This is a genomic window from Pseudomethylobacillus aquaticus, assembly GCF_003730115.1.
In the GTDB taxonomy this organism is placed as follows: Bacteria; Pseudomonadota; Gammaproteobacteria; order Burkholderiales; family Methylophilaceae; genus Pseudomethylobacillus; species Pseudomethylobacillus aquaticus.
In genome coordinates this window covers 455,322-480,684 of the sequence record NZ_RJVP01000002.1, presented here as the reverse complement: position 1 = coordinate 480,684, position 25,363 = coordinate 455,322, and the positions used below count along the sequence as shown (strand labels likewise).

Genomic DNA, 25,363 nt, shown 5'->3' with positions numbered 1-25,363 from the left:
TATTATCCGCGATGTTGGCGATGCTGAGAAACAAAACCGGCAAATAACTCATGGCCAGCTGGCGTTTCCTGCAATGCAGATGTCTCATTAAAATGTGCTACCACCGCGATGCAGGGTGCCGGGATGCGTTGTTTGAGCGCATCCACATTGGCTTCGAATTCCAGCATCTGGGGGTCGATCTGGTTGGCGACCCAGCCCGCCAGCACCAGGCCGCGCGCCGCGATCGCCTGCACGGTCAGCAGCGCATGGCTCAGACAACCGAGGCGCATACCCACTACCAGGATCACCGGCAACGCCAGGCGCTGGGCCAGATCAGCTGTATCTTCCACGGCATTGAGCGGCACACAGAAACCGCCCACCCCTTCCACGATGACCACCTCAGCCTGTTGCTGCAGCTGTGCATGCGCTTCGATGATCACATCCAGATCGATGACACAGCCGGCCTGTGCTGCGGCGATGTGTGGCGCAATGGGCGGCAGCAAGGCATAAGGATTGACCAGCTCGCGGGCAACCGTCACATTGCTGGCGGCCAGCAGTTGCTGCACATCGTCCGAGCAAAGCACACCGTCTTGCCAGACACAGCCGGCGGCCACCGGCTTCATGCCCAGCGTGCTCCAGCCAGCGGCCACAAAATGACGGATCAGCAATGCGCTGATACTGGTTTTACCCACGCCGGTATCGGTGCCCGCGATGAAATAGCCTACGCTCATGCGCCCACCTGTCGCTTGCGGTGCAAGGTGATGGGCATGGCGCCATCCGGGCTTGTCAGCTTTTCCGGCGCACGCCAGGCATGGGCATACACCACTTCATAGGTGGCGGGCAGCTTGCCCAGCGCCTCGCCAGCATCGGCCTGCAGGCGGAAGGCTTCGTAACGCTCGGTGAGCTGACGCAGAAAACCACGCCCTTGCAAACCGCGATGACGGCCATCTGCCGCGTTGTGTGCGCCTATGGCCTTGAGGTCACGCATCAGGTCGACCACATTGTCGTAGGTGAGCACGAAGCGCTCTACATCCAGCACCGGTGCGCTGAAACCGGCACGCACCAGCGCATCACCAATGTCATGCATATCGATGAAGCGGCTCACATGCACATGCTCAGGGTCGGCAGCACTGGCGGCACGCAGTTCCTTCAGCGTATCCGGGCCGAAGGTGCTGAAAATGAACAGACCGCCCGGACGCAACACACGCTGCGCTTCCATGAAAGCGGCATCCAGATCGTTGCACCATTGCACGGCGAGGTTGGACCACAGCATGTCCATGCTGGCACTGGCGACCGGTAATTGTTCGATATCGCCTGACAGCAGTTCAGGGGCTGCAGCACCACGCAGCGCTTTCCACCAGCGACGCCAGCCTGAGAAGCGCTGGCGCGTCATGTGCAGCATGCCCATGGCGATATCCAGCGCGTACAAGCGCGCCTGCGGAAAACGCTGCCGCAAGGCCTCGCTACCCGCACCGGTGCCGCAGCCCGCATCCAGGATGGCTGCCGGTGCGATCTTGATAGGATCCAGACGCTCCAGCATGCGGGCACGCACCTCGGTCTGTAACACCGCCGCCGCATCGTAGTAGCGGGCGGCGCGACTGAAAGAGGCGCGTACCCGCGCTTTGTCCATGTGATAAGGATCGATCTGATCAGAGGTGTGCGTAGTCAATCGAGGCTCAACTTGCAGTGGAAACGAGTGGTTGGGAAAGGGGTTCGGCACCGGCAGCCGCAGGCGCATCGGCCTGCAGGAACGCCAGCAACATCTGGGCAAGGTCATGACGATGCGATAGGAATGGCGCATGCGCAGCACCGGCGATCACCTGCAGCCTGCTACCCGGACGCTGTGCAGCCAGCCAGCGGGCAGAGGCCACAGGCGCCAGTGCGTCCTTGTCGCCATGGATCAGCAGCGTAGTTTGCGGCAGTTGTGACCACACTGTGCGCAGATCGGTTTCCAGCAGGATATGCAGGGCGTCCATCAAGGCGGCTTGTGCAGCAGGCGGGCGTTGTTCGAACTGCTCGCGCAACTGGCGCACGATGTCGCGGCTGTCACTGGCCCCCATGCATTGCAAGGTCAGGAACTTGAGCAGGGTAGCGCGGCTATCCTCGGTGGCAGAGGCTGAAAAGCTGTGAAACACATCCGCATGGATGCCATGCTGCCAGTCCGGTTTATTGACGAAACAAGGCGTGCTGCCTATCAGCACCAGCTTTTGCACACGCTGCGGATAATGCTGTGCCAGACGCATCGCCACCTGTCCGCCCAATGACCAGCCGCACACATGGGCGGAGGCTGGCAGGCTGGCCGCCACGGTCGCCGTGACCGCATCCAGGTCACCAAGCGCGCAGTCCTGACTGTAGCCCATGCCCGGCAAGTCCAGCAGATGCAGTTCGAAATGTGGCGTGAGCAATGGCAGCAGCGGATACCACACCGCAGCATGCATGCCCCAGCCATGTATCATCACCAGCGGCTGACCGCTGCCGTGTATTTCCATGTGCATGCTCATGCGGCGATCTCCTGCGCGGCAGCATGCAAAGCCGTCAGCAGGCCTTGCACATCGTCTACCGTATGCGCTGCACTCAGCGAGATACGCAGCCTGGCCGTACCGGCAGGCACGGTGGGCGGGCGGATGGCCGGTACCAGCAAGCCACGCGCGAGCAAGTACTCACTGAGCGCCAATGCCTGGTGATTGTCGCCCACCAGCAGCGGCTGAATCGCTGTCGCTGAGGGCAGCAGAGGCCAGCGTCCATGCTGCAAGCCTGACTGCAGCATGGCGATCAGGTGATGCAAGTGCTGGCGTCGCCAGTCTTGCTGTGCGATCAGCGGCAAAGCTGTCAGCAACGTGGCTGCCAATGCTGGCGGGGCCGCGGTGGTATAGATATGGCTGCGCGCAGACTGCTGCAGATAATCGATCACGAGCTGTGCACCGGCCACGAAAGCACCGGCCACACCGGCCGCCTTGCCCAGCGTGGCCATGTAGATGAGCCGGTCCGAATATAGTCCGAACGCGGCAGCAGCGCCCTGCCCATGCGGACCGAGCACACCAAAGCCATGTGCGTCATCCAGATACAGCCAGGCATCGTAGCGTTCGCACAAGGCCAGCAAGGCGGTCAGCGGAGCCAGGTCACCATCCATGCTGAATACGGCATCCACCGCCACCAGCTTGCGCTTGGCCGTACTGGTCGCCAGCTGACGTTCCAGCATGACCATGTCGTTGTGGGCAAAACGATGCAGCTGTGCCCGGCATAGCACGGCAGCATCATTAAGTGAGGCGTGATTGAGCTTGTCGGCGAAGATGGCATCATCACGGCCCAGCAGCGCGGTGATCACCCCCAGATTGGCCATATAGCCGGTGCTGAACAGCAGGCTGGCGGGCATGGCGACGAACTCGGCCAAAGCCTGTTCCAGCGCCTGATGGTAGCGGTGATGACCGGTGATGAGGTGCGACGCACCGCTGCCCACACCGGCCTCGGCAGCGCCTTGCTGCATGGCGGCGATCAGTTGCGGATGCTGCGCCAACCCCAGATAGTCATTGCTGCAGAAGGAGATGACCTCGGCACCGTCCACACGCACATGCGCGCCTTGTGGCGATTCCAGCAGGCGGCGTCTGCGCAGCAGACCCGCTGCTGCGCGCGCATCCAGTGCCGCCTTCAGCTCGCCCAGAAGTGAATCAGACACACGCCGGATCAGGCTTGGTTGATGCCGAGCTTGGCGAACAGTGCACGGTCTGCATCCACCTCGGGATTGCCGGTGGTGAGCAGCTTCTCACCGTAGAAAATGGAGTTGGCACCGGCCAGGAAACACAGCGCCTGGATACCTTCGTGCATGCTTTGACGGCCCGCCGACAGGCGTACATGACTGGTCGGCATGGTGATACGCGCGGCAGCGATGGTACGCACGAATTCCAGCGGATCCAGCGCTTCGGTACCGTGCATGGGCGTCCCCTCCACCTGCGTGAGCAAGTTGATGGGCACGCTCTCGGGCGGCTGTTCCATATTGGCCAGTTGCGCCAGCAGGCCAGCGCGCTGCACGCGCGTCTCGCCCATGCCGATGATGCCGCCGGAGCAGACATGGATATCGGCAGAACGCACACGGTCCAGCGTGTCCAGGCGGTCTTGATAAGTACGTGTGGTGATCACGTCACCGTAATACTCCGGCGCAGTGTCCAGATTATGGTTGTAGTAATCGAGGCCGGCATCACGCAGCTGTTCAGCCTGACCGTCCTTGAGCATGCCCAGCGTGGCACAACTTTCCAGACCCATCGCCTTGACGGCTTTGACCATCTCCAGCACCGGCTCCAGGTCACGCTGCTTGGGGCCGCGCCAGGCAGCTCCCATGCAGAAACGCGTTGCGCCGCTGTCCTTGGCTGCCTGCGCTGCGGCCACCACATCGGCCAGCGCCATCAGCGGCTCGTTCTCGACCTCGGTGTGGTAGCGCGCCGCTTGCGGACAATAGCCGCAATCTTCAGAACAGCCGCCGGTCTTGATCGATAACAAGGTGCTGACTTGCACCGCGTTCGGGTCGAAATGCTTGCGATGCACGGTCTGTGCACGGTGCATCAGGTCACTGAACGGCAGCTCGAACAAGGCCACGATGTCTTGCACGGCCCAGCGCGGGGCGGCGGCCTGCAATTCTGGCTCAGGGGCACGCTTGCTCAGCGCACGGGTATCAATGACGGTTTCCAGCATAGTGTTCTCCATTTGTTCTTATTCAGCCTGATGCTCGATCTCACACCAGTTGGCGCGTTGTGCACGCAGCACATCGCGTACACCAAGTGGCACCACCACCAGGATACTGATGGCCCACAACAGCAAGGCCAGGTTCAGCGCACCACCCACCATATTGGCCAGATGTGAGCTGAAGTTCAACACCACCACCCAGGCACCCAATACCCCATAGAAGCGATAGCCGGCAGGCACCAGGTAAGCACATACTTTGTCGTTGGGATGATGCGCCACAGCGGCGTAGACAAAGATGGAAGCGGCGATCCAGATCGGGATCAGCACCGGGATCAGGATGGCGATACTGGAAAAGAACGGGAAGCTCTGGGCCGCACGCATTTGCTGCTTGGGGCTGATCAGTTTAACCGGCATGTGCTGTGCTCAATCGCTTAAGGTCAATGAGGTGATACGAAACAGGCGTCTTAGCCTGGTCCGCATTATATCTTGTCAAACCGAGGGATGCCATTTGATTGACGACTGGTTAAAAATTACTCAATCGCTGTGGCAACCCTGGTGCCTGCTGTGCGAGCAGCACCAGGCTGAGGCCCACGGCGTATGTTCCGGCTGTCTGGCCGACTTGCCATGGCTCACTGCGGCACATTGCCCATGCTGCGCCCTGCCCGCAGCGGCGGGCCAGTTATGCGGCCAATGCCTGCAAAACCCACCTGCATTCGACGCCACACAGGCGGTGTTCCGCTACGACTACCCGGTCGCTGCGCTATTACATGCCTATAAATATCAGGCACGCCTCGCACTCGCGCACAACTTTGCCAGCCTGATGGCGGAGAAACTGCAGCTGCAAACCCCTGTGGACTGCATCATCCCCATGCCCTTGCACCGTGACCGTTTGCGCATGCGCGGCTTCAATCAGGCTGCCGAAATCGCCCGCCTGCTGGCTAGAACACTGTCTGTGCCGGTGGCGCTGCAAGACTGCGAACGGGTTTTGGCGACACCCCCACAAGTCGGCCTGCCGCTGCGTCAGCGCAGCCGCAACCTGCGCAATGCCTTTGTGTGCAAAACCAGGCTGGACGGCCGCCATGTGCTGTTGGTGGATGATGTGATGACCACCGGCGCCAGCCTGCATGCGCTGGCGAGCTGCGTGAAAAAAGCTGGTGCCGCGCGGGTCAGTTGCTGGGTGCTGGCACGCACGCATACCAACTAGTGCATGCCGTTAGCGACATGCCATATCGAGATCAGCGCAGTCGCTGATTGATCTGCTTGAGGCGCTGGTCGACGAATTGCGCCAGTTGGCTGCTGAGCCCAGGGTCCTGCTGGGCGCGCTGATAAGCTTCGCGCGCATCGGCCAGCTTGCCGGAAGCCTGCCAGGAGATGCCCAGCCCGATCAGCCAGCTGGCATTCTCGGGACGCGTACGCAACGCAGTGAGATAGTGCTGTGCGGCCGCCTCATGACTGCCTTCACGCTGCAGCAGGGCGGCATAGAAGCCATGATAGTCGGCATCATCCGCCGCATACGGTAAGGCCTGTTGCATGGTCACCAGCGCGCCGGTCAGATCCGCCGCCTCCAGTTGCAGACGTGCCAGGGTCATGCTGAAACCGGTTTGTTTGGGGTCTTGCTGCAAGCCCTGCTGCAACAAGGCGATGGCCTGCACGTGACGCTGATTATCCAGGTGCAGGCCCACCAGCATCTGCCGTGCATCATGATTGCGAGGATCCGCCGTCAGCGCCTGGCTCAGCAAGGCCTGCGCTTCTGCCACGCGCCCCTGTTGCAGGAAATCCACGGCCTGGCGGTACTGGTTGGCGGATTGCTGTTCGGGACTGAACTGTTTCAGGCTGTTGCCACGCCCTTCCGTCAGCGGCTTGCTGTCAACAGCCCCAGCCTCTGACTTTGCTGGCCTGTTCACATTGGAAGCACTCGGGCTGGAACGTCTGGCGGTAGCCGGGATGGATGGGCTGGCCGGCAGCTCGGAAAGCGTGGATTCAAGCAGATGCAAGGCATGATAATGCTGCTCGGCGGGGGCTGCCGCTGGCGGCGCGACTGGCGCAGGCTCGGCAACAGGCGGGGGTGCAGCGGGGGTACGGTACTGCTGCCACCAGGCCAACAACCAGGGCTGCGCCTGCCACAGCAACAAAGCCAGCAGCACCAGGCATAACAGCACAGGCCAGTAGCGCTTGCGACGGCCCGGGGCCGCCTGTACCGGGATAGGCTGGCGACTCGGGCTCGCCACACCCGCGTTACGCCGCTCCAGGTCTTGCAGCATCTGATTGATCAAGCTCATTTTTGCACCATCCACAAGGTCGCACCAGCGATACCCAGCACCAGCGCCAGCGCGCTGCCCAACCACAGCGGGCGCCAGCGCAGGCCGACGGCGCAGGTATCTGCCGCCGCCGCGCGCACCTCGCGCATACCCACACTATGCTGGCCACGGCCAAATGCAGCCAGCAGCGATTTGTGCGCAAGGATGTTGATCAAACGTGGCGTACCACGTGCATAGGCATGCAGCCACCACAGAGCGGCACCGGTGAACAGGCGCGGACCACGATAACCGGCGATGAACAGCCTGTGCATGAGGTAGGCATGCAGTTCATTGAGGCCCATGCGGTCCAGTTTGTAGTCGAAGCTGATGCGCTGACGTAACTGACGGATGGATGGGTGGCTGAGTTTATCTTCCAGCTCAGGCTGACCAAAGATCACCACTTGCAGCAACTTGCGCTTCTCGGTTTCCAGATTACTGAGCAGGCGCAGGGCTTCCAGTGTTTCGATGGGCATGGCTTGCACTTCGTCCAGACACACCACCACACGCGTCTCCTGACGCGCGAATTCCAGCAGGCCAAGATTCAGGGCATTCAGCACTTCGTGCTGACCGGCTCCTTCCGGCAGTGAAATGGACAGCTCGGTGGCCAGCATCATCAGCAAGGAGCGCGGCTCCAGATACGGGTTGGGTAGATACGCCACCTTGTATTCCGGGCCCAAACTGGCCATCAGCTTGCGACACAGCAAGGTCTTGCCAGCCCCGACCTCGCCGGTGATCTTGATGAAGCCCTCGCCTGCGCTCACGGCGATCAGCAAGGTGTTGAGCGCCTCCTGATAACTGCGCGAGGCAAAGAAGAAGCTGGTATCTGGCGTGATATTGAACGGCAGCTCGGTCAGACCGAAGTGGTCAAGGTACATGCTTCAGCGCGCCTCCGCAGGCGTGGTGCGGCGCATCTGTTCCAGCCTGCGCTGCACATCCAGGGCATCCTCACTCCAGCTGTCGCTGCCTTGCACCACGGTGGCCTTGAGCAGGATCACCAGCTCGGTCTTGCTCAGGCTGGCGCTGCGCTGACGGAAGGCGTTGCCTATCCCCTTGAGGTCGCCCAGACCGGGCACCCGGGCGCGATCACGCGTATTGTTCTCGGTCATCAGGCCGCCAATGGCGATCACGCGGCCATCACGGGTACGCACGATGCTGTCTGTCTCGCTGATATTGCTGGAGGCGAGTGGCAGGCTGACCTGGCTCAGGTTGCCACCCAGGCTGATCTGACGGACCACCGTGGTGACCTGACTCACGGAAGGGTGGATGTGCAGAATGATATTGTCGTCCTTGTCGATCTGCGGCGTCACATCCAGCGCGATGCCGGAAAAGAACGGTTGCAGGGTCACTTCAGGCACTGTGGTGGTGGCGCCGGTAGAGGCCACCGTGCTGGTGGACACGCCAGTGACGAAGAACTCGTCTGTGCCCACCTTGAGTACCGCTTTCTGATTGTTGATGGTGGCGATACGCGGACTGGACAACACCTGCACATCGCCCTGACTTTCCAGGAAGGTCAGCAAAGCCGCGAAATTGGTGCCCTGCAAGGCCACGGCGAACAGCGAGTTACCCAGCGAAGTGGCGTTGTTGTTGAGCACACTGCCATCGGTGGCCGTCACGTTGCTGCTGCTGAGTGCTCCGTTACCGGAGCTGGCCAGCTGGGTGTTGGGGCCTATGTTGCCCGCGATGCCCTGACTGGGGCGATTGCCGTTGGCGCCGAAGAACGCCCAGTTCACGCCAGCTTGCGAACGGTCGTTGAGTTGCACATTGACGATCTTGGCTTCCAGGATCACCTGCCGCTCGATGTTGACCTGCATGAGCTTGAGGAAGGATTCGACATTGCGGATCTCCTTGGGCATGGCACGCACCAGCACCACCCCGGACTGCACATTGACCACCACCCGCCGTCCTGGCTCTTCGCCCACGATGCTTTCCAGGCCAGTGGTCAGCTCTGTCCAGAAATCGCTGTCGCTGGAGGTGGTGATACTGGTACTGATGATGGGGGTACGTACATTATTGTTACCGAACTGATTGGTGTTATTCCCGGTGCCGGACAGCCCCTGAGTGCCGGTGTTACCCTGATTGGAACCCTGATTCTGGCGATTGTTACCACCCGAATTGACCGAGCCGGAGATCACCCGCGTGTCCGACGAACCACGACGCTGACCGGCGATGTAATTAACCTGGAACACGCGCGTCTGGATGCTTTGCGGTTCGACCAGGATGCGCGTGCCATCCACCTTGTATTCAAACCCGTACAGCTCGCGCAGCGCATCCAGCGCTTCGAACACGGTCACGTCCTTGAGGTTGACCGAAATGATGTTGTTCACTTCCGGGCTCACCAGCATGCTGTAGCGGGTGCCACTCACGATGCCCATCAACACCTGGCTGGCTGGCGCCTTGTTGATGACCAGATCAAAACGCGGGTCCAGCTGTTTGGCGGTGGATTTTGGCAAGGGGATGCGCAGCGGCGGCAACAGTGCATCGCTGACGGCGGCAGAAGGTCGCTCGGAGGCCGCAGGCTGTGCCGCCTGCTTCACTTCCTGCTCGATGCGGCTGGAGGTGGATTTATCGCTGACCCAGGAGGGGCCTGCACAAGACGCAAGTAAGCCGATAGTCGCTAGACCGGCGCTGGCGACAAAAGTAAACGCGCGCATTTTCATCACTTTCATGGTCGACCTGTCTGCGCCGGGCTGACCGGCGTTTTTGCGATAGCATAGTCTATCTTCAAGGTCAGCAAACTGCCATCCGTTTGACGCAGCACGGCTTCGTTCTCACCCAGCCGGATCAGCACCGCATCGCCATACTGCTGACCGACCTTCACTTTTTCGCCATTGATCACAGCGGCATGCAAACCCGGGCCGCGCAGAATGGATTGCAGCACCGGCCCCTGGTTCAGCAGGGCCGCATCACCGCTCAGCAACCAGGCGGGCGGCTCGGTCGGGTCTGCCAGCGTCTCAGCCAGCACAGGCAGGCTGACCAAAAGGCTGACCAGCAGCAGATTCTGTCGGGTACGCATCATAGATTCAACCATGCCGCATCCAGGCTCAGGGTATACACCACCAGCTTGAGGCGCGAACGCGGGTATTGCTCCACATTGAGTTTCAACTGGCGCCATAGTACACGTTGCGGCAAGCTTTCCACCGCGGCTACGTACGCCATCAAATCTGCATAGCGGCCGTCCACGGTGATCTCCACCATGTGCTGATACATGCCCTCGCTGACACCGTTGGCGCTATTGGCCGGCTCGGCCGCCAGCGCAGGGGCGAAACGACTGGCGGGCAAGGTGTTGAATTCCACCAGCTGCAGTTTGGCATTCTTGCGCAGCAAGCCGCGCAACAGCTCGGGCATCTGCTCCGGGCTGACCAAGGCACCCTGCAAGCCTTTGAGCTTATCCTCCAGCGCCTGGGTACGCTGCTGCAATTCGGCCAGCAAGGCCTTGTTCTCTGCATCCGGGTCTACCACGGCCTGCGTCTGAAAGCTCTGGATCTGCTGGGTCATCTGCTCGATCTGCACACGCGAGGACACCAGCTCCGCAGATTCAGCCTGCTGGCGGGCAGACAAGGGCGTCAACAGCAAGGTGTCATGCATGAACCACAGCGCCGCCAGCGCCGCGAACAGCAGCAGCAACCGCTCACGTCGGCTGAAGGCGAGGAACTTGCCGGATAAACGCTGCCAGATCATCCGCATCAGAGGGCCTTTCCGCTCACCGGAACCGGCGGCACGGGTACGGTGGCAGCTGTAGCCGGCAAAGGCACTTTTTCAGTAGATTCCAATACGAAATCGATCATATTGGCGATCAGGCTGGCCATCTCGGGGCCTTGCAGATTGGCATTGACCGGCACGTCCGCAGCAGCACGTGGCGGTGCAGAAGCGGTCCCGGACGCCTGCAAGCCCGGGGTCTGCATGCGTAAAGCTGCGAAGCTGCGCCCTTGCAGCAGGGGTTCGCGCGACAGCTTGTCTATGTATTCGGGTAACAGTTCGGGGCGCAGGGCCTTGCCGGCGATGCGCAAGGCATCACGACTGGTGTCCATGCTGATATTGGTCAGCCACAAGCCTTCGGTGTCCTGCCGTGCAAAAGCGCGCAGCAAGCCGGAGAAGGCATTGGCACCGCTGACGGCGTCCTGCTCGATCGCCTGCAACATCTGCTGGCGCGCTTCCAGTTGCTGGGTGATGCTGGCCACTTCCTGCTGCAGGGCGATACTGGGCTGGCGCGGCGTGTAGCGCGCTGCGGTGGCCCGCAGCTGCTCCTGCAATTGCACCAGGGTCTCGGCCGCCACCTTACGCTGCTGCGCCATCTCCTGCAGCTGTTGCCGGGCGAATGCGTAGTGCACCAGCATCAGCACCATGGCCAGCAGCAACATCAGCAGCATGCGCTCAGCCGTCAGCAGCTCCCTGGGCGTCGCCAGTGCTGGATTGAGCAGGTTGATCTGTTGACTCATGCGCGCGTTTCCTCGCGCAAGGCAGCACCCAGCGCCAATAACAGCGCGGGTTCGATGTCCACTTGTGTCGATGGCAGCAGGCTGGTATCGAAGATATCGTGCAGCTCATAACCAGCGACCGGCAGGTACAAGGCATCGCGCAGATAATTGATCAGGGTATCGCGGCCTGTGTAGGGCGCGATGACCAGCTGGGCGATGCCCACGTTCGGGAACTGGCGTTCAAAGTTATCCAGCGATCGCTGCAACTCCAGTGCCAGGCGTTCATACAGACTTTGCCGCAGCTCCGCCTGCTGCTCCTGCTGGAGCTGACGCAGGCTGATATCGAACTGACGGGCATGGTAGAGCTCGCCGTTCCGGGTGACGGTGAGCAGGCCGCCATTCAGCCCGAAAGACAGCATGGCAAGGCCACGCCCCGGCTGCTCCAGCCGACTGGACAGATTGCGCTGCGCGGTCTCCGCGATGTCGATGACCTCCAGCGCGATATTGGACTGGTCGATGAAACGCGTCATGCGCTCCCGGATGATGTCGTTCCTGGCCACGGCCACGTACAGATAATTGGTGCGATTGCCCGCCTCGCCCGGCAGTGTCAGCACGTCCAGCGTGGCCTGATCCATGGGGTAATCGATCAGGTCTTTGAGGCGCCAGCGTACGGCCTGGCGCACTTCGTCCGCAGGCACCCGCGGGGCTTCCACTTGCAGCAACTGGTACTCATTAGCCTGCAGCAGACTGACGCAATGATAATGGTTGAAACCGAACTCGACAGCCAGACTTTTCAGCCCGGATTTTTCGTTCGGCAACCAGCGCCGGTATTCGCTGAGCACGATACGCGGCTTGTCGGCGGCAGGCTCCAGCCTTGCCACACAAACCCCGTCGCTCACAGGCACAAGCGCTAGCCACCCCTGCTTTTTTTTATTGTTGAAAAAACGCATGATTTAGCATAACTCATAACGTCAGCAAATACAGCATCAGACTCAGACATGACGTGTTGCCGCCGCAAAAGTCGCGCTCACCGGGACGGCCAGCCGGATGCGCAGGCTCAGAAACAAAACCCGTCAGAACGAGACTGTCTAGAAATTCTCGCGCAAATAGATCAGCGGACTACGCCTCAGGCCAAAGGTGGCACGCGCACCAGGATTGACGCCGAACCAGCCAAAACCCGCCGCTGTTGCCGTGGTGGCCGCACCGGCGATACAACTGTTGCCACTGGCTGCCACGCCCGCGTTGAGGCTGAGGTCCACACTGCCACCGTTGCCAGGCCCGGGCCGGCTCAAGGTCAGGTTGATGCGGCCGGACTGCAGCAGGCCAGCCGTGCTGACACTGGTCTCACAGGCAGCAAGCGAGCCTTGGTAGTTGCCCATGGCGACCTGGGAAGCAGCCAGTGTGGTGCAGCTGTCCAGCGTATTGGTCGCGTACAGGCTGCCGTTCCAGTATTGCGCCTCCAGCGGCACCGGCAATGGCAGCAATTCCGAGCCATAGGCATTTTGCAAGCGCAAGCGCCCCAAACGCATACGCATAGGCGTACTGTCCAGCAGTTGATGGTTGCACGTACTGCAGGTAGCGGCCGTGGCCGGGTTCATGTTCAGCCCGTCCAGCACAGCACCGTCGCTATCCGCGACACGCACGCCCAGCAGCAGGTTGTCGTACGGCCCCCAGCTGGCGTCCGGGCTGGCACTCAATGGGCGCGCAAACTGTGCGGTACCGTTCAATGTGTACACCCCGGCCAGCCAGCTTGAGGTCGGCACGGTCAGACGGCTGGAGAGATCGATGCCATTGTCAGCATGCTCTGCCGCCAGCAACACCTGACCTTTGGCATACGCGCCGCGGTAGTTCTGCGTGACGCTCTGGCTGCTGCCTGCCGCGACCGCCTGTAAAGTGGCCGCCACATTAAAGCCCTGACCCATGTAGGTGAAATCTGCGACCGCACTGCATGCAGGCGTGACGTCACTGCTGAGACGACGGAAGCCGGCGGGGTAGAAACGGCCGATATTGCCACTGGGCGTCGCCAGTGCAGCAGGGCCTGCGCCCAGGTAATCGCCATCGGCAATCCCCGCCACCAGCTGCATGATGCCGACTTCATTCCAGCCCAGGCTGGTCGGCCTGACCACGCCGCCTACGAAACTGCTGCCGGGCAGGCTGGCATTGAACAAGGTGCCGGGATTGAGCAGATCCGCATCCGCGATCAGTGCATGACTGAGCAGCACACCTTCCGGCACCAACTCGCGTCCAAAGTTCGGTGCCACGGTATAGCCGGGCGCATTGTCCGAGTAGGCCGCCGCGGCCACGCTCAGACTGAATTGGCTGACGGCCGTACTGCCGTCGCCGGCAGCCACGAATGCCGGCCCACTGGCGTTGGCGGCGCCGGGGTTGGCTGCCGCACTTGCCGTAGCCGCGATGTCCACGATACGCAGGTCATAAGGGCGCACCACATAGTTGTTGCTGCTGCCACTCACGAACACCCCAGGTTCCAGGGCATAGCGCGCACTCAATCTGATGCTGCCCACATCGGGGTAACGCTGGATGAAGCTGGCCGTGCTGTTGGCACCAAAGCTCAAACTCACTGGTGTATAGCCCGCGATGCTGCTGGCCGGGCTGCCTGCGATCGGCACCCCGTTGATGCTGACCGCCTGCCCGGCGCAGGTGGTCGGGTTCATGCACTGCGCCGCCATTTCCACGACGCGGTTACCGCTGAACAAGGTGCTGCACACGCCGGTGTTGTTGTCGGTACGCACGGCTTGCATGGTGATGCTGGCAGAATTGACCCCGGCGATCTGATTGGGGATGGTAGAGAACAGAAAGCCGGTATTGGTGAACTGCAGCTGACAACTGGCACTGCCGTTGCTGATGTTAAGACAGTCTCCGACATTACCGGGCAGCGGGAACACATTACTGCTGCCCAGGATGATGGCCTGCACCGTGGTGACACTGACATTGACCACGGTCTGGCCACTGCCCGGCAGACTGGGGTTGATGGTGAACGGGATGATGCCGTTGGGCACGCCGGTCCAGATCAGGTTGCCGGTCACTGTGCCGCTGGTATACAGCGTCGTGCAGGCGGGGTCGGCACAGGCTTTGACCACCACCGGCTCGGCGGCGCAGGTCAGGGCGCTGCCATCATGCTCGATGCGGATATGATCGAACAGACTGGCCGAGCGCAGGATGATGGATTGCGCAGCGCCAGTATCTGCTGCCGCACTGGCCGTTGCCGTGCGGGTACCACTGGCACCACTCAGAAAGCGTGATTCAAGATGCGTGGATAGTGAAATACCGTCATTGCTGCCCAGCGTGGTGGATGCCACATCGGTCAGCTCGGTCATGCCACCCGGCGCAGTCCAGCTGGCCGCACTGCTGTAGGCGTGCGCTGTGAACAAGGCATGACTGGCCCGGCTGGCGCTGACGCTGGGCGCGGTATGGCTGACGTCGCTCACCGTCGCAGCACCCGCCTCGGCATCAACGACAGGGGCCGTCACATCCACGCCGGTCAAGGCGGTCAGGCTGCCCACCAGACCGACATGCGCCCCACCCGAGAAGGTCCAGTTATAACTCACCGGCTCGCTACCACCCGCCACGCGCAGGTAGGTATAGAGCTGGCTGGCATTGCCTGCCGACTGCGTCACCTGACGCACCAGGCTCCAGCCACTGGGCGGGGTGATGGTCAGGTAATCCTTGGTGACAGCCAAGGTCGCCAGCAGCACGTCGCCAGACTGTGTCCCGGTCGGCCGGTTCAGGGTCAATACCGCAGGCGCAGGTCGCAGACTGCTCAACACGCCATGGCTGATGCCGGTTTGGGCATTGGCGCTGACCACTAGCGGCCCCACTGCCGCGGTGGGCGACTTCTGCGCATAGAACAGGCTGATCATGGCGTCATCAAGCGCCAGCCCCAGATCCAGCACGGCATTGACGGTGGTGTGGTGGGCTTGCGTCCAGCTCAGGCCACCTGCCGTAGTGACGCTGGTGGTGGCCGGGTCGTTATTGAGATGTGCCGACAGCAGCAGCATGGTGTCGCGTGTGACATTGCTGGCAGTGGTGCCAGTCTCTATGGTCAGGTCGGCAGAGTCGTCCCCGGCACTGGCAGAGGCGATATCGAACGGCGTACCGGTATCCACACCACGGAACGCCGAGCAGCGTGCCACTGCGCTGTTGAGACTGAGCAAGGACAACAGCCCGCCACGCAGGATGACAGGGGCCGGCTCGGCCGCCGAGGTGGCGATCTTGAAGAACATGGAGGCCCGATGCGGAGGTGCCAACAGGCCCAGGATGCCGCCGGGGAAACTCAGGCTGTAACGTGTGGTCCAGCCTGGGGTGGAAGCGCTGATGGCATGTGCGTAGTCATCATGGGATTCGATCATGCACACCAGCAGATCACCGGTCTGTATGCCGCCCGGCAATGGTGGTGTCAATGAGCCTATGCCCAGCAAGGGGATGCCGATGGAGCCGACCACCGGCGTGCCATTGCCTACAAAGGTCACGCCACTGGCTACCGAACTGGCCGTGCTGCTGGCGCGCACGCCCACCAGCGCCTGGGCAGGCAAGGCGAGCGCCAGCAGGCTCAGGATCAGCAAGGCATGCCCAAGCAAATACTTCATGTCATCGCCTCTGACACGGCTGTGCCACAGACCAAGCACACTGAACCAGCTGCGCCGCATGCTAACCACACTGATACGGCTGCGCTGCATCCGTGCCCCTACACTTGCTGACCAGCACCTGCAGGGCGCGCTCGCTGTAATCCGGCGTACCGGCTGTGCCGCTGCGTGCAATGGCTTGCAGGTCGTAAACACGGATGGTGCGGTCAGTGCCCTGTTCATAGTATTCCGGTGCCTGACTACAGGTCAGCGTCACGCTGTAGCCTTCTATGCTCAGTGTGGCCGGGCTGGCAGGACAGGCTGCCAGGTTAGTGGTGCCCGGCAGCATCACCTGATAAATGCCCCACTCCAAACCACTGCGCGCCGCCTGATAAGCACGGCTACCGCGTACATCCTGCATGGAAGCCGCCTGCTGCAAACTGACGAAATTGAGCGCATAAGCGCCCAGAATTGACAGTACCACCAGCAGGAACACGGCACTGGGCAAGGCGAATCCGCGCTGATCCAAACAGGCTCGCGTCATGGCGTGTTCACCACATTGATCTGATGCATCAAGGAGACCCGGGCGGTAGCACGTTGCAACTGCAGATGCAGGGTGATCAGGCCATTACGCTGCTGTATCCCGGCAGCATAACTCACACTGCAGCCCGCAAGGCCGGTGGCCAGCGCTTGTGGGCTGGCCAGTGCATTCAATGCCGCCACGCTGGCTGGCTGGCTGGCCTGGATGGCATAGCGGTAACGCCACAAGGTGCCGGAGGCAAGGTCACAGGCGTAGCTGACCGCTTCTCCCACCACATAGAAGCGGCTGGAGATGGAGGAAAACGGGAATGCGCCGCCAGTGTAAGCCAGCTGGCTCAAGGTGCCCGTCACTGTGAGGTCACGCCGGTTGCTGCCAGCATAGACATCAGCGCCAGCGATCCCCAGGTTGTTGATCACCAGTTTGTCACCGGCACTGACGGTCACGGCTGGCCCGAGCACGTCAAAGCTGTCTGCACTGGCAGAGAAGTCGAGTGGATTGTCTGCCGGATCGGTGCCCACCTCGGCGCGGTAACGTCCGGCCGTGAGGATGGGCACGAATTCCACCAGCATGTCACTGCCGCTCACGGCCACGCGCAGACTATTGGGCAAGGCGTTACGGATCTCCCGCGCCATGCGACGCAAGGCCGTATCCGCCTGATCACCAAGCTCGGCACGTGCCGCCCCGTCGAAATAGGTCTGTAATGGATTGCGGATAAAGATGGTCAAGGCACCGGCGATGATGCCGATGATGCTCATCACCACCACCAGTTCGATCAGGGTGAAGCCGTGCATAGCGGGTTCAGCTTTAGGCTCAGCGCTGGACCGGACGCTGGGCGCATCACCAGACGAGCGCAGCAGGCGGGCGTTGGGCATCTCCTCGGTTCGGCGCATATGCTCAGTTTGGTGCATAGCGCAGACGGTAGCCGGTGAGATTGACTTCGGTGGCCGCCGGGCCGGTGACACGTACCTGCACACGCAGCACCGCATCCAGCGGCGCGGCGGCAAACGGGGCTGCAGCACCCGCACGGGTCACGGTGACGCTGGCCGCATAGCCCGCAAGATTGGGCAGCGGCGTCGCATCCCCAGGGTTGCAGATGCCGGCACAACTGGCGTCCGGCATGGTAAAGCCCGCGTAGTCGGCCACATTGTCCAGCGGGTCGGTCTGGCTGTAGCGGCTTTCAGTGTTGGGGATAGGGCCAGCCAGTGCAGCACCACCGGCATTCTGGTCCAGGCTGTTGCAGTCGGTGGCCGCCAGCGCGATGGAGGCATTGGCATCGTCCGGGTCGCACAGGGTGAAGGCTTGCTGCTGCACCTCCTGCAGCAGGGATTCAGCGATGGCCAGCGCCTGTTTGCGCACCAGCGGGTCGGTGCTGCCACGGTTGATCAGTTCGAACATCTTGAGCACACCACTGAGCGCGACACTGAGCACGATGATCGCCACCACCAGCTCGATCAGGGTGACGCCGGATTGCGGTTTGTTGCGCCGATTATTGCACATGGCCGGTCTCTGCCGTGACGTTGATGGTGCGGGTAGGCATGCTGGGATCCACACTATTGCTCACACTGTAACTCGCTGCCGCGTTCGGCACCGGGCGCCCCAGGCCATCGTAACCCAGCACGGCTGTGCTAGCCGTCAACACCACACTGGAGGCCATCTGGCGCACGTAGGCAGACTGCGTCCTTGGGTCCAGTACAGGGGAGCTGCAATCACTGCTATAGCCCAGACAGAGTTGACGCGTGCTGGTGTTGAGGTTGACATACACCGTGGTTCGCTGCGCGATGGCGAGCTTCTGGGCATAACGCAGACTGGCCAGCAGGGTGTCATGGGCGCCACGCGCATCAAAGGCATCACGGCCGATGAAACGTGGCACCAGCACAACTGCCAGGATGCTGGTGATCACGATCACCACCACCAGTTCGATCAGCGTGTAGCCACCCAGTATTCTCATGCACCGGCCTACCATGCAAAAGAGGAGGCGACGCCTCCTCTTGGCTTGTTCAACTGATCAGCTTAGCAACCTGAAGTGACCGTCACCACAGCACCGGTCGTGCCATCATAGGTAGCCTGGCAGTTTGCACCGCCGCCATTGGCAGGACGGAATGTTGCTGGAGATGCGGTGTAATCAACGGTATAGCCTTCTGTACTTTGCAGTGCAGCACCAATCCCTGCGGCTGCACCGGTGGGAATGCCGGTACCGGCGTTGACCGTTACAGAGGTCCCGCTCATATCCACGGTGGTGGCTGCAGTATTCCCTGTTGCCAGATATTTGGCTTGAGCCAGCGCCACGGCAGAACGCAGACCGCCTGCCACACCATTCACGGATGCGATACGCGCGTCCGCTGTCAGATTGATGAATCTGGGCAGCGCGGTGGCGGCCAGAATGCCCAGAATGACCAGTACCACCACCAGTTCGATCAGCGTGAAGCCCGATTGTTGTTTCATGTTATGCCCCTTATTAGTAGTTCAAAAAAAACGTCTGTTAAAACTGATACAAGCCGCCCTATCCAACAAAAGCGAGCATACACCAGCGTTGCCCGTTACAACATAGCCTGCTGCGCAAATCCACCCAAACCGGCACACCGTCACTCGTTGCGCCGACTGCAGCGGACTTCAGTGAGGTGCGCGATCCCGTTAGCACCGACCACGGTGCAACTGACGGCCAGCACACCGCGCACAGAACAATCCCCTTCACCATCGATCAGGAACTCCTGCTGCTTGACGGGATGGTCCACCAGCACCGCATCGCCGACAAAGGGCTGCATGCTCGTATTGTTGCAAACATTGCGCGCATCCAGGCTTACTGCTTCTGCATTCCCGCTGCTGGCCGACTGCCGCAAAGCGTGATTGACGCGCGTGGCGGCGGCGATCCGTGCGGCTACTTCTGCGATCGAAGCATTCGCTGCATCGGCTCGGAATCCCGCATAGCGCGGCAACAGGATCGCGGCGATCGTGCCAATGATCAACAGTACGATCACCATCTCGATCAGCGTCAGCCCTGCCTCTCGTTTCAACACCATTCAATCTCCACTGTCCCTCACCCTTGTCATGCCCGCCTTGGGATGCGCGAAGTGACGAACAAACCTGATCGTCACCTACAAGCGACCACATGTTTTGTTAGAGATGCTGATGCAAGAGTAATGCCATGTTTCAATTAGACTTCCGGGCGCACTATCAGGCGCTGTGCAATGCCACGCTGCCTATGTCCCAGATGGGCAGGAAAATGCCCAGCGCCAGCAGCAAGACCATGATGCCTAGGAACACGATCAGGATGGGTTCGATCTGCGCACCCAAGGTGTTGATCTGGTATTCCACATCGCGCTGGTACATATCAGCGATCTCTTCCATGAGGTCATCCAGCGCCCCGGACTCCTCTCCCACCGAGATCATCTGCATGACGATGGAACTGAACACGCCGGTGGCCGCCGCCGTGCGCGAGATGCTTTCGCCACGCTCCACACCCGCGCGCATCTGTTCCACCTTGCGCGAGATGTAGCTGTTATCCATGGTCTGGATCACCAGGCCCAGGCCGCTCACGATGGGCACGCCACTCTTGCTGGCCAGCGCAAAGCTGCGCGAGAAACGCGCCATGCTGGCCATGTGGATGATCTTGCCGGCGATGGGCAGTTTGAATTTGAGGCTGTCCCACTGGTAGCGCCCGGCCGGTGTCGCGATATAACTGCGCACCAGCATCACCAGGATCAGGCTCACCAGGATCAGATACGGCCAGGCCACCACCATGAAGCCGGAAAAGCCCAGCAGGCCGCGTGTGATCAGCGGCAATTCCGCTCCAAAACTAGCGAACACATCAGCAAAAGCCGGGATCACAAACAGATTGACTACCGCAATGGCCACTGCCATGGCGATGATCACGAAGCTGGGGTAGCGCAAGGCGGCGCGTATCTGGTCGCGCATGTATTTCTCGAACTGCAGATGGTCATACAGCCGCAGGAACACCTGCTCCAGCATGCCGGTGGTCTCGCCGACGCGGATCATGCTGACATAAAAACTGGAGAACACACGCGGGTGCTGGCGCATGGCCGCAGACAGTTCTCGCCCGCCATCCAGACTGATACGGATATCGCCGATGATGGCGGCCATGCGCTTGTTCGTGGTGGACCCCTGCAGGCCGCTCAGCGCGCGCATGATGGGGATGCCCGCCTTGAGCAGGGTATACATCTGCCGACTGAACATCATGATGTCCAGCGTCTGGATACGCTCTTCGAACAACTGGATGGACATCGCGGCTTTACGCGGCGCTGCCGTGGCGCGGATATGCAGGGGTGTGATACCGATGCTGGCCAGATAGCCGGCCAGCGTGGCGCTGTCCTGGCTCTCCATGCTGCCTTCGATCAGGTCACCCCGGTTGTTGCGACCACGGTAGGAAAAGAACGGCACCTTACTCTTCCAGCTGGTTGCTGATACGCATGGCTTCCGCCACCGTGGTGCGCTTGGCCAGTACCAGTTCCACCGCTGCCCGTCGCAGCGTATGCCCGGCCATCTGTTTGCGGGCCTGATTCACGAACAAGGCGGTGTCCGCCTGATTGGCAGCTTCGGTCAGTTCGGCATTCATCTCCAGCAGTTCATACACACCGACCCGGCCCTGATAGCCGGTATGGTTGCACTGGGTGCAGCCGCGGCCTTGCACCAGCGCACTGCTCTCCGCCGCATCGCCCAACTCCAGTCGCAACCAGGCGAGTTCAGCCGGTGTGGGCGCATGTGGCTGACCACAGCGCTCGCACACCATGCGCAACAAGCGCTGCGCCACCACGGCCAGCAGGGACATGGCCACCATGTAACGTGGCGCGCCCATGTCGATCAAACGGATGGGGGTGCTGATGGCGTCATTGGTATGCAGGGTGGACAACACCATGTGACCGGTCATGGCAGCCCGCAGCCCGATCTGGGCAGTTTCCTGGTCACGCATCTCGCCAACCAGGATGATGTCCGGATCCTGACGCAGCACCGAGCGCAGCACGCGTGCAAAATCCAGATCGATCTTCTCGTTGACCTGTACCTGGTTGATGCCGGGCAGACGGTACTCCACCGGGTCTTCCACGGTGATGATCTTGTTGGCGGTGGAATTGAGCTCGCTGAGAGCGGCATACAAGGTAGTGGTCTTGCCACTGCCGGTCGGGCCGGTCACCAGCACCATGCCGTTCGGCCTGTGCAGCAGGCTGCGGAAACGTGCCAGCAGGGCAGGTGGCATGCCCAGCCGCTCCAGCGAAAAGCCGCTGGCATGCTGGATCAACAGCCGCATCACCACCGACTCGCCATATTGTGTGGGCATGGTGGACATGCGCACGTCCACCTGCTGATGGCGCACGCGCACCTGGAAGCGGCCGTCCTGCGGCAGCCGCTTCTCCGAGATATCCAGACCTGCGGTGAGCTTGAGACGCAACACCAGTGCCGTGGTGATCTTCAGATCAGCCTCGGTCTGCAGATGCATGACACCGTCGATACGGAAGCGGATCAGCAATTTGGCTTCCTGCGGCTCGATGTGGATATCGGAAGCGCGCACCTGCACGGCATCCTCAAACAGGGTCTGCAACAGCTTGACCACGGGCGCTTCGTCTATGCGCTGTGTAGGCAGGTTGGCGAAATCCACCACGCTGTCGCCCATGTCATCACCCAGCTCCTGAGCCAGTGTGGTGATCTCGCCGGTGCGTCTATGGGTGTTGTCGATGAGTTGCAGCAGGGTGCTTTCCACCACCACCGCCAGTTCGATGCGGCGCTGCAGCACACGACCGATCTCGTCGTAGGCGAACAGATCGGTGGGATCCACCATGCCGAGCAGATAACTGTGCGGGCGATCTTCCAGGATGATGGCGCGGAAGCGCCGTGCCATCAGCTCCGGCAGCTTCTGCATGGCCGCGGCATCCAGATTGACCTGGCGCAGATCCACAAAAGGCAGATCCAGCTGTGTAGCCAGCGCCTGCGCCAGCTGGGGCTCGGTCAGCGCGCCAGTATCCAGCAGGATGCGTCCCAGCTTGCGCCCGGAGGCTTTTTGCTCCTCCAGCGCGTGCTCCAGCTGCGCCTGAGTCAACAGGCCCTGCTCCAGCAGCACTTCGCCCAGACGGGTCTTCTTCGGTCGCGCCATGTAGGATTCCGGGTGATCGATCAGAAATGAACGTGCAGGAACGGCGCGGATGCTGGCGTGAATGCTAGAATCGACGGCCACAACTGCCCTGCCCGTTTGATTCTATGTCATCCCCACCCAAAACGACAATGTTTGATCTGGTGTTGTACCAACCGGAGATCCCGCCCAACACCGGCAACATCATCCGGCTGTGCGCCAACACCGGTGCAGGCCTGCATCTGGTCAAGCCGCTAGGCTTCACACTGGAAGACAAACAGCTGAAACGGGCCGGCCTGGATTACCACGAGTTCGCCAGCCTGCAGGTACATGAGGATTGGCAGGCCTGCCGCCAGGCACTGGCTGGACGGCGCATGTTCGCCATCACTACCAAAGGCAGCACCCACTATCAGCAGGTGCGCTACGCGGCTGGGGATGTGTTCGTGCTGGGGCCGGAAACACGCGGCCTGCCCGCCGAGGTGTTGGCCGGATTCGCAGCTGAGCAGCGCTTGCGGCTGCCCATGTTGCCGCACAGCCGCAGCCTCAATCTGGGCAATTCAGCGGCGGTACTGGTATACGAAGCCTGGCGGCAGCTGGATTTTGTGGGTGGGGTATAGCGGGAAAGCAGCAGGCATGCGGGCACATGCGGCAAGTCGGTAAAGCTAATCGCGTTCGGCTTTTTGTTCGCGTCCCAGCAAGGTCTCTACCGCATCGCGCGGTGCGCGCTGCTCGAACAACACACGTTCCACTTCACGGCTGATCGGCATCTCCACACCGAGTTGTTCCGCGCGGCGCACCACTTCGCGGGCGGTATGCACGCCTTCCGCCACATGGCCCAATTGCTCGAGGATCTGCGGCAGATGTTGCCCGGTGGCCAGGCGCAGCCCGACCTCGCGGTTACGCGAATATTGGCCGGTGCAGGTCAGTATCAGGTCGCCCACGCCACTTAGCCCCATGAAGGTATCTTTCTTGCCACCCAGTGCCAGACCGAAACGGGTCATCTCGGCCATGCCGCGTGTGATCAATGCGGCGCGCGCATTATTGCCGAACTGCATGCCGTCACTGATGCCAGCCGCGATGGCCATCACGTTCTTGACCGCACCGGCAACCGAGACCCCGACCACGTCATCACTGGTATAGACACGCAGATTGGCGCCATGTAGCCAGGCACCGGCTTCACGTGCAAACGCCGCATCCGGGCATGCCAGCGTCACGGCGGTAGGCAAGCCACGCGCCAGTTCAGCCGCGAAACTGGGGCCGGACAACACACCATAACGCTGACCGGCAGGTAGCTCGGCGGCGGCGATCTCGTGCGCAAGCTGGCTGCTAGCGGCTTCCAGGCCTTTGGAAGCCCAGATCAGTGGCGCGCTGCAGCCCAGCGCGCGCACCTGCCGCATGATGTGGCGCAGGCCTGCGGTGGGCACCACAGACAGCACCATGTCCACCTCTTGCAATGCCGTCGCCAGGTCGGCGACCACTTGCAAGCCTTCGGGGAACGGGGTTTCGTCGAGAAATTGCGGATTGCAGCGTGACTGCTGCATGTGCAGAGCGTGTTCCGCGCTGCGTGTCCACAGGCTGACGCGATGTCGCTGGCTGAGCTGCAGTGCCAGCGCCGTGCCCCAGGCACCTGCGCCCAGCACCGCAATGTGCCGTGACTGATTCAAAACGGGCTGATTCAAAACAAATAGACTCGAAACAGACGCATGCGAACCGTTCAGATACCCCAAACGGCCGTCGCGGGGACGAACCCGGTCACGCCGTCACGATGACGTACCTTGACCCAGCCGCTGTTGTTCGGCTCCAGCACCTCCAGCACCAGATGCCGGGTCAGCCGCGCCTGTACCGGCGACTGGTTATCTGCCGCCTGGCGCAGCTCGACCTCGTCCACTTTGATCACCACGGTACGTTTTTCGCTGAGCTGTCTGGCTTCCACCCAGTTCAGGCTGCCCTGCTGGTCACGCACCTTGATCCAGTCACCCAGATTGACCAGCACTTCCAGCGGATAGCCCTGACCCACGACGTACAGCTTGTGCGCCTGCGCCGAGGGCGCGTCGTATAGCACCGCCTTGGGCACGCTGACACTGCGGAACTCCAGTGCCGCGACCCAGGGCGAAGCCACCAGCAACGCGCTGGCCAGCAGAACGCTGCTTAACTTAGTGGGTGGTAGGCGCACTGCCATCCATCTGCTGACGTTGTTGCGCGAACAGCGCTTCAAAATTGACCGGATTCAGCATCACAGGCGCAAAGCCAGCGCGTACCACGGTGGTGGAGACGGCTTCACGCACGTAGGGGAACAGGATGTTGGGGCAACTGATGCCCAGGATCATGTCCAGGTTCTCGGCAGGCAGGTTGCGGATCTGGAAGATGCCACATTGCACGATCTCGACCAGGAAGACGGTTTTATCTTCCAGCTTGGAGGTGACCGTCACGGTCAGCGAAACTTCGTATACGCCGTCCTGGATCTGGGCGGCGGCATTGGTCAGCTCGATGCCGACCTGAGGTGCCATCTGCTGGGCGAACACCATGGGCGCGTTAGGCACTTCCAGCGACAAGTCCTTGATATAGATCTTCTCGATACCAAATACTGGTTGTTGCGCCTGCTCTGGCGCGGCTGCCTGTTCTTCTGCCATGTTGATTCCTAAAATGGGAGTTAACGTTAAAGTGGACGGCGGGGCCACCTGCATGCATCAAGTGGACTGCATCGCCGATGGGAATACCGTGGCATGGTCATCCGCACGCGCCACACGCGCTGCCGACTCGCATCACAGCCTCGCATTCTATCTGGTTGCACCGGTTTTTTGAAC

The 25,363-nt window shown here is 61.3% G+C and carries 27 protein-coding genes; 2 read left to right on the top strand and 25 right to left on the bottom strand.

The genetic code is table 11. The features are described 5' to 3' along the window. Nucleotides 1–2: 2 nt before the first annotated feature. Genes bioD through ED236_RS06030 form a run of 6 tightly spaced genes read right to left on the bottom strand, consistent with a single transcriptional unit; the run spans nt 3 to nt 5,067 of the window. A complete protein-coding gene (gene bioD / locus ED236_RS06055; protein WP_123237031.1) occupies nt 3–710 on the bottom strand; it encodes a dethiobiotin synthase in 708 nt (235 codons plus the stop codon). Beyond that, nucleotides 707–1,609: a malonyl-ACP O-methyltransferase BioC gene (gene bioC, locus ED236_RS06050; protein ID WP_240032057.1), complete on the bottom strand. Its 903-nt coding sequence runs from the start codon at nt 1,607–1,609 to the stop codon at nt 707–709. Before bioC ends, bioD begins: the two co-directional genes overlap by 4 nt. Nucleotides 1,610–1,655: 46 nt before the next feature. Beyond that, a complete protein-coding gene (bioH, locus tag ED236_RS06045; protein ID WP_123237029.1) occupies nt 1,656–2,480 on the bottom strand; it encodes a pimeloyl-ACP methyl ester esterase BioH in 825 nt (274 codons plus the stop codon). After that, nucleotides 2,477–3,652: an 8-amino-7-oxononanoate synthase gene (gene bioF, locus ED236_RS06040; RefSeq protein WP_123237028.1), complete on the bottom strand. Its 1,176-nt coding sequence runs from the start codon at nt 3,650–3,652 to the stop codon at nt 2,477–2,479. Before bioF ends, bioH begins: the two co-directional genes overlap by 4 nt. Before the next feature lie 8 nt (nt 3,653–3,660). Next, the gene (gene bioB / locus ED236_RS06035; protein ID WP_123237027.1) at nt 3,661–4,662 is read right to left on the bottom strand and encodes a biotin synthase BioB; all 1,002 of its coding nucleotides are present in this window, start codon (nt 4,660–4,662) and stop codon (nt 3,661–3,663) included. A gap of 18 nt (nt 4,663–4,680) precedes the next feature. Continuing rightward, nucleotides 4,681–5,067: a hypothetical protein gene (locus tag ED236_RS06030; protein WP_123237026.1), complete on the bottom strand. Its 387-nt coding sequence runs from the start codon at nt 5,065–5,067 to the stop codon at nt 4,681–4,683. 94 nt (nt 5,068–5,161) lie between these two features. Here ED236_RS06030 and ED236_RS06025 point away from each other — a divergent pair, with 94 nt between their 5' ends. Next, nucleotides 5,162–5,857 carry a ComF family protein gene (locus tag ED236_RS06025; RefSeq protein WP_240032046.1) on the top strand — a complete coding sequence of 232 codons (696 nt, stop codon included), beginning with the start codon at nt 5,162–5,164 and terminating at the stop codon, nt 5,855–5,857. 31 nt (nt 5,858–5,888) lie between these two features. Here ED236_RS06025 and ED236_RS06020 read toward each other — a convergent pair whose 3' ends face one another. The 16 genes from ED236_RS06020 to ED236_RS05945 form a co-directional block, all read right to left on the bottom strand. Beyond that, on the bottom strand, nt 5,889–6,932 hold the full coding sequence (locus ED236_RS06020; protein ID WP_123237024.1) for a tetratricopeptide repeat protein: 1,044 nt from the start codon (nt 6,930–6,932) through the stop codon (nt 5,889–5,891). Further along, nucleotides 6,929–7,825, bottom strand: coding sequence for an ExeA family protein (locus ED236_RS06015; RefSeq protein ID WP_123237023.1), 897 nt, complete (start codon nt 7,823–7,825; stop codon nt 6,929–6,931). Before ED236_RS06015 ends, ED236_RS06020 begins: the two co-directional genes overlap by 4 nt. A gap of 3 nt (nt 7,826–7,828) precedes the next feature. After that, nucleotides 7,829–9,616 carry a secretin N-terminal domain-containing protein gene (locus ED236_RS06010; protein WP_123237022.1) on the bottom strand — a complete coding sequence of 596 codons (1,788 nt, stop codon included), beginning with the start codon at nt 9,614–9,616 and terminating at the stop codon, nt 7,829–7,831. Then, complete coding sequence (locus ED236_RS06005) at nt 9,613–9,966, bottom strand: hypothetical protein (RefSeq protein WP_240032045.1); 354 nt, start codon at nt 9,964–9,966, stop codon at nt 9,613–9,615. The genes ED236_RS06010 and ED236_RS06005 overlap by 4 nt, the downstream gene beginning before the upstream one ends. Then, a complete protein-coding gene (locus ED236_RS06000; RefSeq protein ID WP_123237020.1) occupies nt 9,963–10,634 on the bottom strand; it encodes a type IV pilus inner membrane component PilO in 672 nt (223 codons plus the stop codon). The genes ED236_RS06005 and ED236_RS06000 overlap by 4 nt, the downstream gene beginning before the upstream one ends. Next, entirely contained in the window at nt 10,634–11,386 is a 753-nt protein-coding gene (locus ED236_RS05995; RefSeq protein WP_123237019.1) for a PilN domain-containing protein, read from the bottom strand. Before ED236_RS05995 ends, ED236_RS06000 begins: the two co-directional genes overlap by 1 nt. Beyond that, complete coding sequence (locus ED236_RS05990; protein WP_148042258.1) at nt 11,383–12,246, bottom strand: type IV pilus biogenesis protein PilM; 864 nt, start codon at nt 12,244–12,246, stop codon at nt 11,383–11,385. The genes ED236_RS05995 and ED236_RS05990 overlap by 4 nt, the downstream gene beginning before the upstream one ends. Before the next feature lie 207 nt (nt 12,247–12,453). Further along, entirely contained in the window at nt 12,454–15,969 is a 3,516-nt protein-coding gene (locus tag ED236_RS05985) for a DUF6701 domain-containing protein (RefSeq protein WP_148042257.1), read from the bottom strand. Nucleotides 15,970–16,030: 61 nt separating this feature from the next. Next, nucleotides 16,031–16,489, bottom strand: coding sequence for a pilus assembly PilX family protein (locus ED236_RS05980; RefSeq protein ID WP_123237016.1), 459 nt, complete (start codon nt 16,487–16,489; stop codon nt 16,031–16,033). Further along, nucleotides 16,486–17,376: a PilW family protein gene (locus ED236_RS05975; protein ID WP_240032044.1), complete on the bottom strand. Its 891-nt coding sequence runs from the start codon at nt 17,374–17,376 to the stop codon at nt 16,486–16,488. The genes ED236_RS05980 and ED236_RS05975 overlap by 4 nt, the downstream gene beginning before the upstream one ends. A 4-nt stretch (nt 17,377–17,380) precedes the next feature. After that, the gene (locus ED236_RS05970) at nt 17,381–17,983 is read right to left on the bottom strand and encodes a type IV pilus modification PilV family protein (RefSeq protein ID WP_123237014.1); all 603 of its coding nucleotides are present in this window, start codon (nt 17,981–17,983) and stop codon (nt 17,381–17,383) included. After that, a complete protein-coding gene (locus ED236_RS05965; protein ID WP_123237013.1) occupies nt 17,973–18,434 on the bottom strand; it encodes a pilus assembly FimT family protein in 462 nt (153 codons plus the stop codon). The genes ED236_RS05970 and ED236_RS05965 overlap by 11 nt, the downstream gene beginning before the upstream one ends. Before the next feature lie 62 nt (nt 18,435–18,496). Continuing rightward, nucleotides 18,497–18,928 carry a pilin gene (locus tag ED236_RS05960; RefSeq protein WP_123237012.1) on the bottom strand — a complete coding sequence of 144 codons (432 nt, stop codon included), beginning with the start codon at nt 18,926–18,928 and terminating at the stop codon, nt 18,497–18,499. Between the two features lie 140 nt (nt 18,929–19,068). Then, nucleotides 19,069–19,503 (bottom strand): type II secretion system protein, encoded by a 435-nt coding sequence (locus ED236_RS05955; protein WP_123237011.1) that lies wholly within the window; start codon nt 19,501–19,503, stop codon nt 19,069–19,071. Nucleotides 19,504–19,657: 154 nt separating this feature from the next. Next, nucleotides 19,658–20,881 carry a type II secretion system F family protein gene (locus tag ED236_RS05950; protein ID WP_123237010.1) on the bottom strand — a complete coding sequence of 408 codons (1,224 nt, stop codon included), beginning with the start codon at nt 20,879–20,881 and terminating at the stop codon, nt 19,658–19,660. Between the two features lies 1 nt (nt 20,882). After that, nucleotides 20,883–22,583, bottom strand: coding sequence for a GspE/PulE family protein (locus ED236_RS05945; protein ID WP_123237147.1), 1,701 nt, complete (start codon nt 22,581–22,583; stop codon nt 20,883–20,885). Nucleotides 22,584–22,711: 128 nt separating this feature from the next. Here ED236_RS05945 and trmL point away from each other — a divergent pair, with 128 nt between their 5' ends. Further along, nucleotides 22,712–23,176: a tRNA (uridine(34)/cytosine(34)/5-carboxymethylaminomethyluridine(34)-2'-O)-methyltransferase TrmL gene (gene trmL, locus ED236_RS05940; RefSeq protein WP_123237009.1), complete on the top strand. Its 465-nt coding sequence runs from the start codon at nt 22,712–22,714 to the stop codon at nt 23,174–23,176. A gap of 45 nt (nt 23,177–23,221) precedes the next feature. On the opposite strand, the gene ED236_RS05935 is transcribed toward trmL, so the two are convergent. Genes ED236_RS05935 through secB form a run of 3 tightly spaced genes read right to left on the bottom strand, consistent with a single transcriptional unit; the run spans nt 23,222 to nt 25,189 of the window. Then, nucleotides 23,222–24,223 (bottom strand): NAD(P)H-dependent glycerol-3-phosphate dehydrogenase, encoded by a 1,002-nt coding sequence (locus ED236_RS05935; protein ID WP_240032043.1) that lies wholly within the window; start codon nt 24,221–24,223, stop codon nt 23,222–23,224. A 50-nt stretch (nt 24,224–24,273) separates the two neighbouring features. Next, the gene (locus ED236_RS05930) at nt 24,274–24,738 is read right to left on the bottom strand and encodes an SH3 domain-containing protein (RefSeq protein WP_123237008.1); all 465 of its coding nucleotides are present in this window, start codon (nt 24,736–24,738) and stop codon (nt 24,274–24,276) included. Then, nucleotides 24,713–25,189, bottom strand: a complete 477-nt coding sequence (gene secB, locus ED236_RS05925) for a protein-export chaperone SecB (RefSeq protein ID WP_123237007.1) — start codon at nt 25,187–25,189, stop codon at nt 24,713–24,715. The genes ED236_RS05930 and secB overlap by 26 nt, the downstream gene beginning before the upstream one ends. Between the last annotated feature and the right edge of the window lie 174 nt (nt 25,190–25,363).